This window comes from Pseudarthrobacter sp. fls2-241-R2A-168 (genome assembly GCF_030209335.1).
Lineage (GTDB): Bacteria > Actinomycetota > Actinomycetes > Actinomycetales > Micrococcaceae > Arthrobacter.
The window spans coordinates 1-16,722 of record NZ_JARVSG010000037.1; the positions used below are offsets into that span (position 1 = coordinate 1).

General features: G+C 67.1%; 15 protein-coding genes. 6 read left to right on the top strand and 9 right to left on the bottom strand.

Annotated elements, in window-relative coordinates:
* Window positions 1-133 precede the first annotated feature (133 nt).
* The 4 genes from dnaG to QRN11_RS18965 form a co-directional block, all read right to left on the bottom strand.
* Complete coding sequence (gene dnaG / locus QRN11_RS18950) at window positions 134-2,050, bottom strand: DNA primase (RefSeq protein WP_285314049.1); 1,917 nt, start codon at window positions 2,048-2,050, stop codon at window positions 134-136.
* Window positions 2,051-2,123: 73 nt separating this feature from the next.
* On the bottom strand, window positions 2,124-3,413 hold the full coding sequence (locus QRN11_RS18955; RefSeq protein WP_091418243.1) for a deoxyguanosinetriphosphate triphosphohydrolase: 1,290 nt from the start codon (window positions 3,411-3,413) through the stop codon (window positions 2,124-2,126).
* Window positions 3,406-4,584, bottom strand: coding sequence for a tRNA dihydrouridine synthase DusB (dusB, locus tag QRN11_RS18960; protein WP_285314050.1), 1,179 nt, complete (start codon window positions 4,582-4,584; stop codon window positions 3,406-3,408). The genes QRN11_RS18955 and dusB overlap by 8 nt, the downstream gene beginning before the upstream one ends.
* A gap of 60 nt (window positions 4,585-4,644) precedes the next feature.
* Complete coding sequence (locus tag QRN11_RS18965) at window positions 4,645-6,111, bottom strand: YibE/F family protein (protein WP_285314051.1); 1,467 nt, start codon at window positions 6,109-6,111, stop codon at window positions 4,645-4,647.
* 84 nt (window positions 6,112-6,195) lie between these two features.
* Between QRN11_RS18965 and QRN11_RS18970 the strand changes: the two genes are divergently transcribed.
* Window positions 6,196-6,954 (top strand): alpha/beta hydrolase, encoded by a 759-nt coding sequence (locus QRN11_RS18970; RefSeq protein ID WP_285314084.1) that lies wholly within the window; start codon window positions 6,196-6,198, stop codon window positions 6,952-6,954.
* A gap of 49 nt (window positions 6,955-7,003) precedes the next feature.
* Complete coding sequence (locus tag QRN11_RS18975; RefSeq protein WP_285314052.1) at window positions 7,004-7,837, top strand: lysophospholipid acyltransferase family protein; 834 nt, start codon at window positions 7,004-7,006, stop codon at window positions 7,835-7,837.
* Between the two features lie 69 nt (window positions 7,838-7,906).
* Here QRN11_RS18975 and QRN11_RS18980 read toward each other — a convergent pair whose 3' ends face one another.
* From QRN11_RS18980 to QRN11_RS18990, 3 genes are all read right to left on the bottom strand, one after another.
* Window positions 7,907-8,935: a GNAT family N-acetyltransferase gene (locus QRN11_RS18980; protein ID WP_285314053.1), complete on the bottom strand. Its 1,029-nt coding sequence runs from the start codon at window positions 8,933-8,935 to the stop codon at window positions 7,907-7,909.
* A 2-nt stretch (window positions 8,936-8,937) separates the two neighbouring features.
* Window positions 8,938-10,323: a glycine--tRNA ligase gene (locus QRN11_RS18985; RefSeq protein WP_285314054.1), complete on the bottom strand. Its 1,386-nt coding sequence runs from the start codon at window positions 10,321-10,323 to the stop codon at window positions 8,938-8,940.
* A gap of 145 nt (window positions 10,324-10,468) precedes the next feature.
* The gene (locus QRN11_RS18990; protein WP_285314055.1) at window positions 10,469-11,470 is read right to left on the bottom strand and encodes a DMT family transporter; all 1,002 of its coding nucleotides are present in this window, start codon (window positions 11,468-11,470) and stop codon (window positions 10,469-10,471) included.
* 32 nt (window positions 11,471-11,502) lie between these two features.
* Here QRN11_RS18990 and QRN11_RS18995 point away from each other — a divergent pair, with 32 nt between their 5' ends.
* Window positions 11,503-11,730, top strand: a complete 228-nt coding sequence (locus QRN11_RS18995; RefSeq protein ID WP_142060251.1) for an RNA-binding S4 domain-containing protein — start codon at window positions 11,503-11,505, stop codon at window positions 11,728-11,730.
* 62 nt (window positions 11,731-11,792) lie between these two features.
* On the opposite strand, the gene QRN11_RS19000 is transcribed toward QRN11_RS18995, so the two are convergent.
* Window positions 11,793-12,443 carry an alpha/beta hydrolase gene (locus tag QRN11_RS19000; protein ID WP_285314056.1) on the bottom strand — a complete coding sequence of 217 codons (651 nt, stop codon included), beginning with the start codon at window positions 12,441-12,443 and terminating at the stop codon, window positions 11,793-11,795.
* A gap of 149 nt (window positions 12,444-12,592) precedes the next feature.
* On the opposite strand from QRN11_RS19000, the gene QRN11_RS19005 reads away from it, so the two are divergent.
* From QRN11_RS19005 to QRN11_RS19015, 3 genes are read left to right on the top strand one after another with little or no spacing between them, the layout of a single operon-like run.
* A complete protein-coding gene (locus tag QRN11_RS19005; protein WP_285314085.1) occupies window positions 12,593-13,390 on the top strand; it encodes an SGNH/GDSL hydrolase family protein in 798 nt (265 codons plus the stop codon).
* Between the two features lie 48 nt (window positions 13,391-13,438).
* Window positions 13,439-14,602 carry a winged helix DNA-binding domain-containing protein gene (locus tag QRN11_RS19010; RefSeq protein ID WP_285314057.1) on the top strand — a complete coding sequence of 388 codons (1,164 nt, stop codon included), beginning with the start codon at window positions 13,439-13,441 and terminating at the stop codon, window positions 14,600-14,602.
* A 32-nt stretch (window positions 14,603-14,634) separates the two neighbouring features.
* Entirely contained in the window at window positions 14,635-15,129 is a 495-nt protein-coding gene (locus tag QRN11_RS19015; protein ID WP_285314058.1) for a hypothetical protein, read from the top strand.
* Window positions 15,130-15,224: 95 nt separating this feature from the next.
* Here the strand turns inward: QRN11_RS19015 and QRN11_RS19020 are convergent, their stop codons facing one another.
* The gene (locus tag QRN11_RS19020) at window positions 15,225-16,709 is read right to left on the bottom strand and encodes a CoA-acylating methylmalonate-semialdehyde dehydrogenase (RefSeq protein WP_285314059.1); all 1,485 of its coding nucleotides are present in this window, start codon (window positions 16,707-16,709) and stop codon (window positions 15,225-15,227) included.
* Window positions 16,710-16,722: the final 13 nt, after the last annotated feature.

Here is a 16,722-nt window from a genome sequence, read left to right on the forward strand (position 1 = left end):
AACCAGCAACCCTTCGATTAACAGTCGAATGCTCTGCCAATTGAGCTAAGGAGGATTGAAGCGGGTATTAGCCTAGCAAACACCCGCCGTGGAAACGAAATCGAGGCAGGCCCCTACGGGTATGGGAGCCTTCCTACGCGTCAGCGCGCAGCGCACGGCGTTCCATTTCGAGCATCATCAGCTCCCGGTTGAGCCGCTGGTAGGTTTCAGGGTCGGCCGCCGGGTCCAGCCGCTGCAGCTGCCCCATCTTGTCCGCCTTGACCCTGGTGATCTGCAGCTCGAACAGCCGTGACAGGATGTCCCGGCAGTACTTCTGCACCGCCTCCTCAGTATTTGCCGGCAGCGGCACCACCGCCAGCTCGGAGACCAGGGCCCGCAGCGGTTCCGGAACTTCCTCCATCACGTGCTCCACCCAGCGCACCGGATCAACGGTGAGGCCCGGACCGGTGGCACGCATGGCATCGTGGACGGCCTGGAAGGCAGGGGTGGCGAAACGGGCGGCGGCGAAGCGGTCCCACACTCCGCCGGCCAGCAGGGCGGGTTCCTGGAGGGCCACTTCCAGCGCCTGGCGCTCCATGGAGGCCACGGGGTCCCGCGGGTCCGGCCGGTGGAAGGAGGGCACAGCGCCCGACGGCGGCCCTGCAGCTACGCCGGGTCCGCCCGGTTGGGCGGGGCGGGAGGCAGCCCCGGGGCCGGAGGCGGCGGGGCCGCCTTGGTCGCCCCGCTTTACCGCCGCGGTAACCAGGCGCAGCACCTCGTTGGGGTCCGGCATGCCCAGCCACCCGGTCAGGGCCTGGCAATAGCCCGTACGGGTGGACGCGTCGCGGATCGCGGCAACCACGGGGACGGAGGCTTTCAGGCCCTGCACGCGGCCCTCCACGGTGTCCAGGTTGAACTGCTTAAGGGTGGTGCGGATGGCGAACTCAAACAGCGGCCGCCGGGACTGCACCAGGGCGTGGACCGCCTCGTCGCCTTTGCTTTGGCGCAGGTCGCACGGATCCGCCCCGGTGGGTTCCACGGCAACGTAGGTCTGTGCGGTGAACCGCTGGTCCTCCTCGAAGGCGCGCAGGGCCGCCTTCTGGCCGGCGGCGTCGCCGTCGAACGTGAAGATGACCTCTCCCCCGGTGCCGTCGTCGGAGAGCAACCTGCGGGCGATCTTGATGTGCTCGGTGCCGAACGCCGTTCCGCAGGTGGCCACCGCCGTCGGAATTCCCGCCAGGTGGCACGCCATAACGTCGGTGTAGCCCTCCACCACCACCAGCTGCCGGTCCTTGGCGATGCTCCGTTTGGCGAGATCGATCCCATAGAGCACCTGGGATTTTTTGTACAGGGTGGTCTCGGGGGTGTTGAGGTATTTGGGGCCCTGGTCGTCCTCGTAGAGCTTGCGGGCGCCGAAGCCGATGGTGTCCCCCGCGATGTCCCGGATGGGCCAGATCAGGCGGCCGCGGAAACGGTCGTAGATACCCCGGTTTCCTTCGGAAAACATCCCCGTGAGCTTCAGTTCGGCGTCCGTAAAACCGCGGCCGCGGAGGTGCTTGAGCAGCGCATCCCAGCCCTGCGGAGCGTAGCCCACGCCGAACTGCTCGGCGGCGGCACGATCGAACCCGCGCCCGTGCAGGAAGGTGCGGGCCTCTGCGGCGCCAGGGGTCAGCAGCTGCGCCCGGAAGAATTCGTCCGCGATCTTGTGGGCGTCCAGCAGCCGCTGCCGGCGCCCCACTTCCTCGCGGTTGGGGCCGGTGCCGCCGTCCTCATAGCGCAGCTCGTAGCCGATCCTGGCAGCGAGCTTCTCCACGGCTTCCTGAAAGGAGCTGTGGTCCTGCTTCTGCACAAAGGCAATAACGTCGCCATCTTCGCCGCAGCCGAAGCAGTGGTAGCGGCCTACCTGCGGGCGGACGGTGAAGGACGGCGAGCGCTCGTCATGGAAGGGGCACAACCCCTTGAAGGTACCCAGCCCGGCGCCCTTGAGCGTGACGTAGCCGTCAACCACTTCCTTGATGTCCGTGCGCTGGCGTACTTCGTCGATATCTTCACGTTTGATCAGCCCAGCCACAGAGCAATCCTAGCCCCGGGTACTGACCATCCGGTCCCGGGGTACGACGGCGGCCGCAACCCTGTGGCGGCCCTCACCACAGCGACGGCAGGCTCCCCACCAGGCGTTCGTACATTGCCAGGGCCGATCCGTCGGTGAGCGACGCCACCTGGTCGATGACCACGCGAAGGCGCGCGCCGTCGTCGGGCGCGTCCCGCCAGTCAGCAGCGAACATCGGCTCGAGATGGCGGTCCCCGGTGGCGCTCAGGGCCGTCACCAGCGCGTGGAGCACCTCGCGCTGCCGCTCGTAGATGGGCTGGCGGTGCTCGGTGGTCATCACGAAGGTGGTGGCCAGGCCCTTCATCACGGCGATCTCCATCACCGTCTCGTCCGGAACCATGAGCTGGGCGTTGTAGCGGGTCAGGTTCTCCGGACCGTAAACGGCGCGGGTGGTCTCCAGGGCGCTCTGGCAGAAGCGGCCGATCAGCTGGCTGGTCATGTTCTTCAGGGCGGCCATGGATTTGCGGCTGCCGTCCGCTTCCCGCACCCACACGTCCGTGGCCTCAAGCCGGGCCAAGGCGGCATCGATTGCGGCGGGATCATTGTGCGGCAGGTACCACTGCTTGGCGTAGCCAACCACGCGGGCGCGGTGGTCCGGGTTGTCCATCCAGCGGAGCTGGAAGTGGCCGGCTACGATGGCGTCCTCAACGTCGTGCACGGAATAGGAGATGTCATCGGCCAGGTCCATCACCTGGGCTTCCAGGCAGGACCGGCGTTCCGGGGCGCCCTCCCGGATCCAGTTGAAGATGGGGAGGTCGTCCTCGTAGGCGCCGAACTTGCTGGTGCGCTGGCCGTGGATCACGGGTGCTTCCAGTGCGGACCAGGGGTACTTCGACGCCGCGTCCAGGCTTGCCCTGGTCAGGTTGAGTCCGGCCGGCTGGCCGTCGGGGGCGAGGACCTTGGGCTCGAGCCGGGTCAGGAGGCGCAGTGTCTGGGCGTTGCCTTCGAAACCGCCAATGGCGTGCGCCACCTCGTTCAGCGCCGATTCCCCGTTGTGCCCGAACGGCGGGTGGCCGAGGTCGTGGCTGAGGCAGGCGGTGTCCACAACATCCGGGTCGCAGCCCAGGGCCCGGCCCAACTCGCGGCCCACCTGGGCCACCTCGAGGCTGTGTGTGAGCCGGGTCCGGACAAAGTCGTCAGTGTCCGGAGCTACCACCTGGGTCTTGGCGCCAAGCCTGCGCAGCGCGGAGGAATGCAGCACCCGGGCGCGGTCCCGCTCGAAGTCCGAACGGTAGACGTTCTTGGTGGGCTCCTCCACCCAGCGGGCGGAATCGTTGCTGTCATAGCCCGGCAGCACGGGTGCGGCGGTGCGCGTCTCAGCCACCGGAAACGTCCAGTTCTGCTGCGGAGATATCGGCGGACTGCGCCGCATTCAGTGCACGGGACTCCAGCCAGTCCTTGGGCAGGGCCGGCCTCTTGGGGGACCCCGCACGGCCGCGCGGACCCTCGGCGTCTACGCCGGGATACGGGGATTCCAGGTCCAGTTCGGCCAAAGTGTCGCGCAGGACCTGGAGGCTGGTCACCAGCGCCAGGCGGGTACGCAGTTCACCGCCCACCACATATCCCTTGAAGTACCAGGCGATGTGCTTGCGGATCTCGCGCAGCGCCTTGCCCTCGTCACCGAAGGTCTCCACCATCAGTTCCGCGTGCCGGTAGACGCCCTCGGCCACCTGGCGCAGGTTGGGCCGGAAGCGGGTGTCGCTGCCTTCGAAGGCGGCCTGGAGGTCGCCGAACAGCCAGGGCCGGCCCTGGCAGCCGCGACCCACCACCACGCCGTCAACCCCCGTTTCGCGGACCATGCGGACCGCGTCCTCGGCGGACCAGATGTCGCCGTTGCCCAGCACCGGAATGTCGGGCAGGGCATCGCGCAGGCGGGCGATGGCCGACCAGTCGGCCTGTCCCGAGTAGAACTGGGCGGCGGTCCGGCCGTGAAGGGCGACGGCGGCCACACCTGAATCGCGGGCGATGCGGCCGGCGTCGAGGTACGTGAGGTGGTCCTCGTCGATGCCCTTGCGCATCTTGATGGTCAGCGGGACGTTGCCCTTGGAAGCTTCCTTGACGGCAGTCTGCACGATGGAGGTGAAGAGGTCGATCTTCCAGGGCAGGGCGGAGCCGCCGCCGCGCCGGGTCACCTTGGGGACGGGGCAGCCGAAGTTCAGGTCGATGTGGTCCGCGCGGTTCTCCTCAACGAGCATCCGCACGGCCGCGCCGACAGTGCCGGGGTCCACACCGTAGAGCTGGACGGAGCGGACCTTTTCGTCGTCGTCATGGGAGATGATGCGCAGGGATTCAGGGGTGCGCTCCACGAGGGCACGGGACGTAACCATCTCCGCTACGTACATACCGCCGCCGTACTCGCGGCACAAACGGCGGAACGCCGAGTTGGTGATGCCGGCCATGGGCGCCAGGATCACCGGGGTGTCCACGGTGATGGGGCCCAGCTTCAGGGGCGGGAGTTCCAGCTTGGGGGCGGGAGGAGTTGCTGCAACAGTCACCTGTCCATTGTTGCAAAGCCGGGCAAATCGTGGATTGTCGGTGGTACTTTCGGCCCTCTGTCAGTCCCGCTCGGCGGCCCTGCGGCCCCGGCGGGTCTGGAAAGCTGCGGCCGCGAGCGTACCGGTATCGGGGAGGTCGTCAGGGTTGACGGCGGACCGCGTCATCGCGTGCGTGGCTGCCTGTTCCCCGGCCGGCGCCCGTCCGCCGTCGTCTGCTGCGCGTATGCCGGCCACCTGCGGCTCCGCCGCCTGTGACCCTGTAGCCTTCACCACCAGCACCGCGATCAACGTGGTGACCGGGATGGCCAGGACCAGGCCGATGGAACCCACCAGGGTGCGGATGACCTCTTCGGAGAGTTCCGCGCTGGTGAGCGTGTCCGCGAGCGGGCGGTCGTAGAGCATCACGATGATGAGGATCGGCAGGGCGGCGCCGGCGTAGGCGAACGCGATGGTGTACACGGTGGAAGCGATGTGATCGCGGCCGATCCTCATGGCCGAGGTGAACAGCTTCCGCGCGCTGCTCTGCGGTGCAAGTTCGTACAGTTCCCAGACGGCCGAGGACTGTGTGATGGTCACGTCGTTAAGGACACCGAGGCCGGAGATGATGAGCCCGCACAGGATCACGCCCGAGATGGAGATATTGGCCGAGGTGTTCATCAGGGTGGTGGCGTCATGGTTGCCCACGCCCGCGAGATTGGCAGCACCCGTGGCCCAGGCTGCCAGCAGGGCTGTGATGGCCAGGCCGAAGATGGTGCCCAGGAGTGCCGTGGAGGTGCGCGCGGAGAATCCGTGGGCGAAGTACAGGACCCCGATCATAATCACGGTGGATCCCACCAGTGCAAGCAGCAGCGGCGGTTTCCCTTCCACCAGTCCAGGCAGCATAAAGCTGGCCAGCACGAAGTAGGCGCCGACCAGTCCGATCAGGGCACGCAGGCCGCGCCAGCGCGCGACGGCAATCACCACCGCCGCGTACAGCAGCGCGAGCAGGACGATCGGGAGGGTCCGGACGAAGTCCACGAAGATGTAGGCGGGCGAACCCTGTGAGGCGGAGGCACCTTGTGCGTTGGACAGGTTCAGGTAGCGGATCTGGTCTCCGGGCTTGACGCCGTGGGACTTGGCTACGTCCGGGTTGATGACCACCTTCACCGGGCTGCCGCCCTTGTCCGGTTCGGTGAAGGCAAACGTACAGTCGGCCCCCTGTCCTTGCTGGGCCTGTCCCTGCTGGGGCTGGCCCTGCTGGCTTTGGGCCTGGTTCTGCTGGCTGACGCCCTGCATGCAGTTCTCGACCGCCACGCTCTGGATGGTTCCCGTGTCGAAGGTGACGCCCGGGGCCGCCGAATAAGGGTTGGCCAGGGAAACGCCTTCCTTGCTTCCCGAGGGCCACAGCATCGCCATCCCGGCAAGCGTCAGCAGGGTCAGTGGGATCAACACTGCGGCCAGGATCCGGTTTGCCCGCCGCCTGGCGGCAATCGCCTCTGGTGTCGGCTCCGAATGGTCTGTAGAAGCGTGGGAGTGTCCGGACCCCATCAGCAGTAGAACCTCATACGTTGAACTCTACGTCCGGCACCGTAGGGTTGATAAATGGATCGGCAGAACTGGGAGGAACCGGGCATGGCCAACCGCAGGACTGAGGAAAATGACGGCCTGAACGCGGCTGGAGCAGCCGCGGGAATGCTGCACCAGCCCGTGCTCAGCGTGCTGCCGTCGTCGGGTCCCACCCTGGGCATTGCCCTGGTGCTGCACGGAGGAAAGTCCCACAGCCGCGAGCCGGTGGAGGCCCGGCACCTGAGCCCCGCGCGGATGGTGCCTTTCGCCCGGCATCTCCACCGGGCAGGCCGGCAGCACGGGCTTGCCGTGTGGTCCCTTCGAAACAGCGTGCGGGGCTGGAACGGGGAGGATATGACTCCCCTCCAGGACGCCCGCTGGGCCCTCAAGCAGATCAGCAGCCAGCACCCGGACGTTCCCGTGTTCCTGGTGGGCCATTCGATGGGCGGGCTGACGGCCGTCTGCGCCGCGGACCACCCGCAGGTTGCAGCCGTGGTGGCCCTGGCCCCGTGGCTCAGCCCTGGTACGCCGGTCTCCGGGGTGGCGGCCAAGAAGGTGCTGATCGTCCATGGGACCTTCGACCGTTGGACCAGCCCGTCGGCGTCGCTCGCGTTTGCACGGCGCGCGGCGGCCGGTGCCGCCTCGATGCAGTACGTGGCGCTGAAGGGTGCCGGGCACTTTATGCTCCGCAAGATCAGGCTGTGGCACACGCTCTCCACCGGGTTTGTGTTGAAGGCCTTCAACGAAGCGGCGGGGACGGATGTGGCCCTGCCGCGCGGATTCAACCAGCTGCTGCCGGAATCGTCCGTGCAGGTGACCCTGTAAGCACCCTGTCCGCCCTGCCTGCACCGGCGTCACGAACGAAAGGAACTCCATGCCCTGGCGCCCCCAGCCGAGTGACCGTTTCTACCGGTTGCTGATCTGCATTGGCCTGTTCCTCCGGTGGGCTTTCCGGATCAGGATCATTGCCACGGGCATGGAGCATCTTCCGGCACCCGGGCCGCGCCAGGGAACCGCCCGGGCTCGGACGCCCGGCAGCGGTGCGGTCTTTGCCATCACGCACTTCGGCTTCCTGGACTTCGCTCCGGTGGAACTCATCCTGTGGAAGCATGCGCGTGCCCGGCTGCGGTTTATGATCCATCAGGGCGCGGCCGACCACTGGCTCGCCGGCCCGGTCATCAGTGCCACCAGCAGCGTGGTGGTGGGATACACGGAACGCGCCGGCGCCCTTGACGAGGCGGTCGCCAAGCTGTGGAGCGGTGAATATCTGGCAGTGTTCCCGGAGGCCGGTGTGAGCCGGAGCTTCAAGGTCAGGGAGTGCAAAACCGGCGCTGCCAGGATGGCCGCGGAGGCTGGCGTCCCTGTTATTCCGGTTTCCGTGTGGGGCGCCCACCGTCTGCTGACGAGGGGCCATGGGTTGTCACTGCACTCAGCCTGGCGTGCACCGGTCCGGATCCATGTGGGTGCACCGCTGGAGGTGGGGCCGGGCGTTGACGCCGAAATGGCCACGGCTGAACTGCGCGCCCGGCTGCAGGCGGGGATCGATGTGTGCATCGCGGACTTTCCCCTGCCCGTTCCGCCGGGCGCATGGTGGATGCCTGCCGACCTGGGCGGCGGCGCCCCGACCGAAGCCGAGCGGCAGCTGCTGGACGCCGAAGACGTGCTGACGCGCCGCCGTCGTACTTCCCGCGGAAAGTTGCCCAAGTAGGTAGCGCCAAGTGTCGTTTTGATGAATCAAAACGACACTTGGCGCTACCCAGTTGGGTGGCCGGGCGGCTTAGTCCGAGACCACCCAGGTCTCCGGGCCGGCGTGGCGGGCCTTGCCGCTTTCCAGCAGGGGCTCGACGGCGGCACGCAAGGCCGTCATGGAGTCGTCCAGTTCCAGCATCACCGGGTGCTGGTACGCGATCAGGGACAGCATGTCGCGGACAGCCTCGGCGGCGTCTTCCCGGGCAAGCGCCGGCTCATGGCCAACGAACACGTCCGTGGGCGCTCCCTGCCCGGCGCTCTCCGCACCTGGGGCGGCGTCAGGATCGGACGGCGCGGCGTAGCTGACGGCAAAGGCCCGGATCCGGCCCTTCTTACTGGGCGCAACCCCGGCACCGAACGCAGACTCCGGCTGTGCGCGCAGCACGATGGCGCCGTGGGCTCCCGTGAGGTCGTCCAGGAACAGTTTCTGCACCTGGCCCACGGACAGCACTCCCGGGGAATCCCAGTCGTGGATGGCTGTGTAGTACCGGCCCACAACGTCCGTCAATTCCACAGAGCCGGTGGCCAGGTCCATCACCACGTCAGAACCGGCGTTTTCGTCGTTGGCCGGTCCGCCGTCGTCCTTGGCCGGGAACACCGGAAGGCGCAGGGCGCCCGGTTCCACCACCACCAGCCGCGAACGCTGGATCGGGGTCAGGCCGAAGTGTTCGGCGAAGGCGGCGCCGGGGGTGCCCGGCTCCACCTTGGCGCGGAGCTTCGAAACGCCCGACGGCGACTGTTCGGATTCGCGGCGCAGCATGGTCAGGAGCGTGGCACCGATGCCGCTGCGGCGGTGGTCCCGCGCCACTTCGATGTAGGTCCAGAGTCGCTCGGGGTGCAGCGCCGCCTCATAGACCACGCCTGCTGCGACGGGAATGCCGACGCCGTCGATGACGTCCTCAGCCACGATGCAGCGCCGCCACGGCATGCCGGACCCGTCGGAGGATATGGCCAGGGCGCCGCGGAACTGACCTGCCTGATGGGTCTCCGGACCGCCCCAGATCTCCAGGAGGGCGAGGTCGTCCCCCTCGCGCCATTCGCGGTATTCGATGGCCATGCTCAGGCCCCGATCAGGCGTGCGGCCAGGTAGCCTTCCACCTTGTCCAGGGAGACGCGTTCCTGGCTCATGGTGTCCCGCTCGCGGATGGTCACGGCCTGGTCCTCGAGGGTGTCGAAGTCCACGGTGATGCAGAACGGGGTGCCGATTTCGTCCTGCCGGCGGTAGCGGCGGCCGATGGCGCCGGCGTCGTCGAAGTCGATGTTCCAGTTCTTCCGCAGCTGCGCTCCCAGGTCCTTGGCCTTCGGAGACAGGTCCTCGTTGCGGCTCAGCGGGAGCACGGCGGCCTTGACCGGGGCCAGGCGCGGATCCAGCTTCAGCACGGTGCGGACGTCCACGCCGCCCTTGGCGTTGGGTGCCTCGTCCTCGGTGTAGGCATCCACCAGGAACGCCATAAAGGACCGGGTCAGGCCGGCGGCGGGCTCGATGACGTACGGGGTGTAGCGCTCGTTGGTGGCCTGGTTGAAGTAGCTCAGGTCCGTGCCGGAGGCCTTGGCGTGGGTGGAGAGGTCAAAGTCGGTGCGGTTGGCGATGCCTTCCAGCTCGCCCCACTCGGAGCCCTGGAAGCCGAAGCGGTACTCGATGTCCGTGGTTCCCTTGGAGTAGTGGCTCAGCTTTTCCTGCGGGTGCTCGAAGAAGCGCAGGTTTTCCTCGCGGATGCCCAGGCCGGTGTACCAGGACATGCGCTCCTTCATCCAGTACTGGTGCCATTCCTCATCGGTGCCGGGCTCGACGAAGAACTCCATTTCCATCTGCTCGAACTCACGGGTGCGGAAGATGAAGTTGCCGGGCGTGATCTCGTTGCGGAAGGACTTGCCGATCTGGCCGATGCCGAACGGCGGCTTCTTGCGGGAAGTGGTGAGCACGTTGTTGAAGTTCACGAAGATGCCCTGGGCCGTTTCCGGGCGCAGGTAGTGCATGCCCTCTTCGCTGGCCACCGGGCCCAGGAACGTCTTGAGCAGGCCGGAGAATTCCTGGGGTTCGGTCCACTGGCCCCGGGTGCCGCAGTTGGCGCAGGCGATGTCCTTCAGGCCGTTCTCGGCGGCGCGGCCCTTCTTCTCTTCGTACTCTTCCTCGAGGTGGTCTGCGCGGTAGCGCTTGTGGCAGGACAGGCACTCCACCAGGGGGTCGGAGAAGACCTCCACGTGGCCGGAGGCTTCCCATACCTGGCGCGGCAGGATGACCGAGGAGTCCAGGCCCACCACGTCCTCGCGGCCGCGGACCATGGACTGCCACCACTGGCGCTTGATGTTTTCCTTCAGTTCGGCGCCGAGGGGCCCGTAGTCCCAGGCAGAACGCGAACCTCCGTAGATCTCACCGGCCTGGAACACAAAGCCCCTCCGCTTGGAGAGGGAAATGACCTGGTCGAGAACGGATTTTGCTGCCATGGGGGTAACTCCAATTTCTACAGGGCCGCTGGGTGCGGTCCGCGGTTTTCAGGCCCCGGTGCGCCACAGGTGTGCACCAGTGGCTGCCGGGAGGGGCGGATGAAGGAAAGATGCGTGAAAGCTGCGTGTCCTAGCCTACCGGTGCCTACCTGCGGAACGCTCCCCGCGGCCAGGGCAGGGTCGCCAGGACGATGGCGGCAAGGGTGAGGATGGTGCCCAGCACGGTGGCCGGCGCCACCACGGTTCCCGGCGCCGGGAGGATCACGTCCAGCGCCAGCGAGCCCAGCAGCTGGCCGGCGATCATGCCAAGGCCAGTGACCAGCACGCCCAGGCTGCGGACCAGCAGCGCGCCCAGCCCGATGAACACACAGCCCATGGGCCCGCCCACGTAGTACCACCACTCCCCCGGCAGCGGGTTGCCCGGCCCGGCCACGGCCAGCTTGATGCCGTAGGCCGTCCACAGCACCAGGCCGCCGGCAACGAAGTTGACCAGCGTGGCGGCGATGGGAGTGCCGTAATGGATGGTGGCCGTTCCGTTCATTGCCTGCTGGAAGCTCATCAGGAACCCTGCCAGCACGGGCAGGAGGAGGGGAAGCAGCAGGGCCGACGGACCGGCGTCGGGTGCACCTGATCCCGTGCCGCCTGCCGCCGCGGCCCCTGTGAACCGCGGCGAAACGGCCCAGGCGACGGCGGCGATGGTCAGCACACAGCCGATGATCCGGATCCCCGTGACCGATTTCTTGCCCGCCGGCCCGATGCCCAGCCGGTCAACCAGCAGTCCGCTGACGGTCTGGCCGGTGACGGTGGCCACGGTGAAGAGGGCAACGCCGAGGATGCCCACCGTGAAGGACTGGGCGAAAACGAACAGCGCGCCGATGCCGCCGGCCAGGACATAGATGCGGGGAAAGGCCCTGCTCCTTACGGCGGGGAGGATGCTGGCCAGGCCGGCGCGGCCGCGCGGCAGGACCAGGGAGATGAGGATCATCACCAGCAGGCCTGTGCTGAAACTCACCACGGACGCGGCGATGCCGTCGCCCAACCTGGCTCCCAGCGCACCGTTAATGCGGCCCTGGACTGGAATGGCAAGGCCCGAGCCCACCGCCAGCGGCAGGCCTGCGAGCAGGGGCAGGCGGTGGGTGGAGGTCATTGAATCCACATTACGTCAGGCATTATTGCTTCATGAGCAACGTTGAAGAGGTCCCCATCCGCGACAGCATGATCCGCCTTGGCCAGCTCCTCAAGCTCGCCAACCTCGTGGAGGACGGCGTGGAGGCGGCGGACCTGATCAAGAACGGGCTCGTTAAGGTCAACGGTGAGATCGATGACCGCCGCGGCCGCCAGCTGCACAACGGGGACACTGTCACCGTGAACAACCAGACGGTGAAGGTGGTCGCGCCGGAGGCCTGACCGGCTCCGCATCCCGGCGCCCGGCGGGCCTACTGCCTGAGCCGCCGCCCGCCGTCGTACTCCTACTTCTTGAGTACCTCGTGCGTGAGGAACTCGGACACGTGCCCGATCTCCTGCTGGTTGATTCCGTGCCACATGCCCGTGTACAGCACCTTGGTGAGCTTGACGTGCTTGCGGACCCAGCCCATGGTGTATTCGATCTTGTCGGGGGTGATCACGGGGTCCTGCTGGTCCCGTCCCCAGAACAGGGGGATGGTGCCGTCCAGTTCGTCGTCCTTGAACGAAGGATCGTCCCCGGCGTCCACCACAAAGCCTGAGAGTCCGACGACGGCGGCGAAGTCAGCGGGCCGCTGCCGCAGGAGCGTGGTGGCCATGGCCATTCCCATTGAGAAGCCGAGCAGGGTCACCGACGGGTGCCCCACCCGGATGGCGTCGATCCAGTCGAGCACATAGGACGAAGCGGCCTTGACCCGGTCCAGCGAGTAGTCGATGGATGCGGTGAGCGGGAACCAGGTGAAGCCGGGGCCCATGGCGATCGGTGCCCGGACCGATGCAACGGTGAAGTCCTCCGGCAGCAGGTCGGCCAGACTGAGCAGGTCCTGTTCGTTGGCGCCGTAACCGTGCAGGAGCACCAGCAGCGGCTTGCCGTCGCGCTGGTCCTCAGGATGGGACCACAGAACAACAGGGGCAGGAAATACTTCGGCTTCAGTCATGGTTTCCATTCTTACAGTTACCCAAAGGTAACAACTTACGTTCGCGTAGCCCGCGAAACGGAAGGCAGGATAGGACCGTGACTGATACAACCAGCATCCCAACGTCCACTGCCCCGGCCGGATCCCACCCCTGGACCCGGTATGTGGCCATGGGCGATTCCTTTACAGAGGGCATCGGCGACCCCGAGCCCTCAAGCCCCGGCGGCTACCGCGGCTGGGCGGACCGGGTGGCGGAGGAACTGGGCCGCACCAAGCCCGACTTCGCCTACGCGAACCTGGCAGTGCGCGGCCGGCTGCTGCAGCAGATCGTGGACCAGCAACTCGCACCGTGCCTGGCGCTGAAGCCGGACCTGGTGACACTGTCCGCGGGCGGTAACGACCTGCTGCGCCCGGGCGGCGACCCCGATGCGCTGGCCGAGAAGCTCGATTCAGTGGTCCAGTTGCTGGCCATGGACGGCGCCACAGTGGTTCTGTTCAACGGCCCTGATACGGGGTCCTCGGTGCTGGGCAGGATCCGCAGCAAGGTGGCCATTTATAACGAGAACCTGCGGACGGTGGCGGCCCGGCACGACGCCATCATTGCCGACATGTGGTCCCTGCGCCAGCTCAACGATCCGCAGATGTGGGATGTGGACCGGCTGCACTTCTCCCCGCTGGGCCACCACACCATCGCGGCGATGGTCCTGGATTCCCTGAACATTGACCACACCCTGGAACCGCTGCAGCCCAAGCCGCTGCCGTCGCGGACCTGGCGCGAGGCCCGGTCCGGCGACCTTGTGTGGGCCCGCGAATACTTTGTGCCCTGGGTGCTGCGGCGCCTGCGGCACCAGTCCTCCGGGGACGGCATCATGCCAAAACGGCCGACGCCGGGACCTGTGTTCGGCCCGGGTGTTCCGTTGGGTTCGGGCGAGGGTCCGTTGGGAACCACCGAGGCTGCCCGGCGCTAGCGTAGTGATGGCGGCCGGCGGGGCGCGCAGTTGAGTAGCGTGGTGGACATGGAACCGCGCGATGTGGTGCGGCTGCGGCTGCGGTCCCAGATGCTTCGCGGGCCCGGTGCTGCCTCGCCGGAAGCCGCCCTGCAGTCACTGCTGGCGGTGCAGGCGCAGGAGTTTCCCTATGCCAGATGGAGTCTGGTCCAGCGCGTGGGGGCCGCGACCGGGGACGCCGGAGCCGTCCCCGCCGGCGCGGCGGACATCGAGCAGGCGGTGGCGGACGGCCGGATCCTGCGGACACACATCCTGCGGCCCACCTGGCATTTTGTCCACCGGGACGATCTCCGCTGGCTCCGTGCACTCTCCGAGCCACGGCTGGAACAAATCAACGCAGCCACCTATCGCCGTACGGGTATTGACGCGGCTGCGGCCGCCCGTGGCGCGGAAGTCCTGGGCAGCGCGGTGTCAGGCGGCAACCATCTGACCCGGGACGGACTGGCAGTAAGGCTTCACGACGCCGGGTTCCCGGCTAAGGGCCTGGAGCTCGCTTACCTGATCATGCACGCCGAAATCAGCGGCGTCCTGGCCAGCGGCACGCCCGTGCGCAGCCCGGGCGGGGCACTGAAACAGACGTACGCGCTCTTTGACGAACGGGTCCCCGCCAGCCCCGGGTTGACCCGGCCGGAAGCTTCGGCGGAACTTGCTCGCCGCTACTTCACCAGCCGCGGCCCGGCGACTGTCAAGGACTGCGCCGACTGGTCCGGGCTGACCATGACGGACGTCCGGAAGGGCCTGCAACTTGCTAGCGAGGCACATCCGGAAGCCCTGGCTGAAACGGCAATTGACGGCGTCGTGCACTATTACGCCGCCGATCGTCCCGGTGGCAGCGACGGGGAAGCCGAAAGTACCTCGGAACCCCGCCCCCGGATCGACCTGATCCAGTGCTACGACGAGTACGTGATGGGCTATTCCGCCACGCGGCACTACATGGGCGGCGGCGCGCCGGCCTTCCCCTTCCAGGGCGAGCCGATGCATGTGGTGCTGCTGGACGGGCGGATGGCCGGCTCGTGGCGGCACACGCTGTTCCCGGGCCGCTGCGAGCTCGATATCCGGCTCTCGCGGGCTGAAACTCCCGGGTCTGCCCTGGCCGCGGCCGTGCAGGACGCCGTGGACAGGTACAGCGCCTTTATAGGGCTTCCCACCATCCGCCTGGAGTCCGGGGCTTAAGCTGGAAGGACACCAATGAGAGGCACGGCACCGTGAGCAACTTGTTTTTCTGGATCATCATTTTGTCATTTCTGATCCCGATGGCCATGCGGATGTACCGGAAGTCCGTCGCCCGCAGGAACCACGAACAAAGCTTCTCCGGACGCTACCCGGACCAGTTTCCCGGCGGCGGGATGTATCCCGGCTCCAATGGCCCGCAGAGCAATCAACCCCGGGACGGTTTCACCCAGCAGGACTACTTCGGCGGCGGATTCCGGCAGCTTGACCGGCCGCAGCCGCTCCCGGGCGAGCCGCTGCCGCCGGTCCAGCCGATCCCGCCGGTCCCGCCGATGGGCCAGCAGTTCCCGCCTTACGGGCAGCGCGAAGAAGCCCCGCAGCAGCCTGCTGCCCCCGCAACTCCCCCGCCGCCGTCGGCCCCGCAAGGCTACCGCGCGCGCAAGCTCGCCGAACTGGATCAGCAGTACAGCAACGGCGAGCTCTCCATGGAGGAGTACATGAGCCGCCGCAGCGACATAATGAACGGCTAAGCCCTCTTACCAAAAGCAACGCGGGGTCACTAGATGCCCGATAACTCCGGATCTTCGGGCCGGAAGTGACCTCGCGTTGCCCTTTGAAAACGTCATTAATCCACTTGCGGGAAGCCCAGGTCGATGACGGACGTTGCCGGGTCCGGCCACCGTGTGGTGACCACTTTGCCGCGGGTGTAGAACCGGATACTGTCCGGCCCGTACATGTGGGTGTCGCCGAACAGCGAGTTCTTCCAGCCGCCGAACGAGAAGGTGCCCACGGGAACCGGAATGGGCACGTTGACGCCGACCATGCCTGCTTCGACGTCGAACTCGAACTGGCGTGCGGCACCGCCGTCGCGGGTGAAGATGGCAACCCCATTGCCGAACTCGTTGTCGTTGACCAGGCTGACGGCGTCACTGTAGGTATCCACCCGCACCACGGACAGGACCGGGCCGAAGATTTCGTCGTCGTACACCCTCATGCCCGGCTTCACGTGGTCCACCAGGCTGACTCCGATGAAGAACCCGTTTGAATCAAACTGCTGTTCGCGGCCGTCCACCACCACGGTGGCGCCCTCGTTTTCAGCACCAGCCACATACGAGGCCACCTTGTCCCGGTGTTCAGCAGTGATCAGCGGGCCCATCTGCGACGCCGGGTCGGTGCCCGGGCCGATCTTCAGGGTGGCCATCCGGCCCTTGATGGCGGCGACGAGGTCGTCGGCGATGCTCCCGACGGCGACGAGCACGCTGACCGCCATGCAGCGCTCACCCGCCGAGCCGTACGCGGCCGAGATGGCGGCGTCCGCGGCCATGTCCAGGTCCGCGTCAGGCAGCACCACCATGTGGTTCTTCGCCCCGCCCAGGGCCTGGACCCGCTTGCCGTGGTCCGCGGCCCGCTTGTAGATCGACTGCGCGATGGGCGTCGAGCCAACGAAGCTGACAGCTTTGACGTCGCGGTGTTCGAGCAGGACGTCCACCGCCTCCTTGTCGCCCTGGACCACGTTCAGTACGCCGGCAGGCAGGCCTGCCTCCGCGAAGACTTCCGCGATGAACACCGCTGAGGACGGATCCTTTTCGCTGGGCTTCAGGAGCACGGTATTGCCGCAGGCCAAGGCGCTGCCGATCATCCACAGTGGCACCATGGCCGGAAAATTGAACGGGGTGATGCAGGCGACCACGCCCACCGGCTGCCGGACGGAGTGGACGTCCACGCCGCTGGAGACCTGCTCCGAGCGTTCGCCCTTGAGCATATGGGACAGTCCGGTGGCGAACTCGATGTTCTCGAGGCCGCGGGAGATCTCGCCTTCGGCGTCGGAAAGTACCTTGCCGTGTTCGCTGGTCAGGATGGCGGCCAGTTCGGCCTTGCGCTGGGTCAGGATTTCCCGGACCCGGAAAAAGATATTGGTCCGCTTGGCCAGGCTCGTTGCCCGCCAGGCCGGCAGCGCCGCCTTGGCCGCGGCGATGGCTTCCTCTACGCGGGCCGCGGAAGCCAGGGCCACCTGCTTCTCTTGCTCCCCGGTGGCGGGGTTGAAGACGGGGCCGAAGCGCTCGGCGTCGGCAACCCGGCTGCCGTTGATGTAATGCGGAATGGTTTGCATGGAAGTCTCTCTT

Bases quoted from the DNA above. Each gene is read 5' to 3' on its own strand.
- QRN11_RS18985 (WP_285314054.1), bottom strand. From the start codon at position 10,323: ATGGCAGCAAAATCCGTTCTCGACCAGGTCATTTCCCTCTCCAAGCGG.
- QRN11_RS19005 (WP_285314085.1), top strand. From the start codon at position 12,593: ATGGGCGATTCCTTTACAGAGGGCATCGGCGACCCCGAGCCCTCAAGC.
- QRN11_RS19020 (WP_285314059.1), bottom strand. From the start codon at position 16,709: ATGCAAACCATTCCGCATTACATCAACGGCAGCCGGGTTGCCGACGCC.
- QRN11_RS19010 (WP_285314057.1), top strand. From the start codon at position 13,439: ATGGAACCGCGCGATGTGGTGCGGCTGCGGCTGCGGTCCCAGATGCTT.
- QRN11_RS18990 (WP_285314055.1), bottom strand. From the start codon at position 11,470: ATGACCTCCACCCACCGCCTGCCCCTGCTCGCAGGCCTGCCGCTGGCG.
- QRN11_RS19000 (WP_285314056.1), bottom strand. From the start codon at position 12,443: ATGACTGAAGCCGAAGTATTTCCTGCCCCTGTTGTTCTGTGGTCCCAT.
- QRN11_RS18965 (WP_285314051.1), bottom strand. From the start codon at position 6,111: ATGGGGTCCGGACACTCCCACGCTTCTACAGACCATTCGGAGCCGACA.
- QRN11_RS18980 (WP_285314053.1), bottom strand. From the start codon at position 8,935: ATGGCCATCGAATACCGCGAATGGCGCGAGGGGGACGACCTCGCCCTC.
- QRN11_RS18970 (WP_285314084.1), top strand. From the start codon at position 6,196: ATGGCCAACCGCAGGACTGAGGAAAATGACGGCCTGAACGCGGCTGGA.
- QRN11_RS18995 (WP_142060251.1), top strand. From the start codon at position 11,503: ATGAGCAACGTTGAAGAGGTCCCCATCCGCGACAGCATGATCCGCCTT.
- QRN11_RS18975 (WP_285314052.1), top strand. From the start codon at position 7,004: ATGCCCTGGCGCCCCCAGCCGAGTGACCGTTTCTACCGGTTGCTGATC.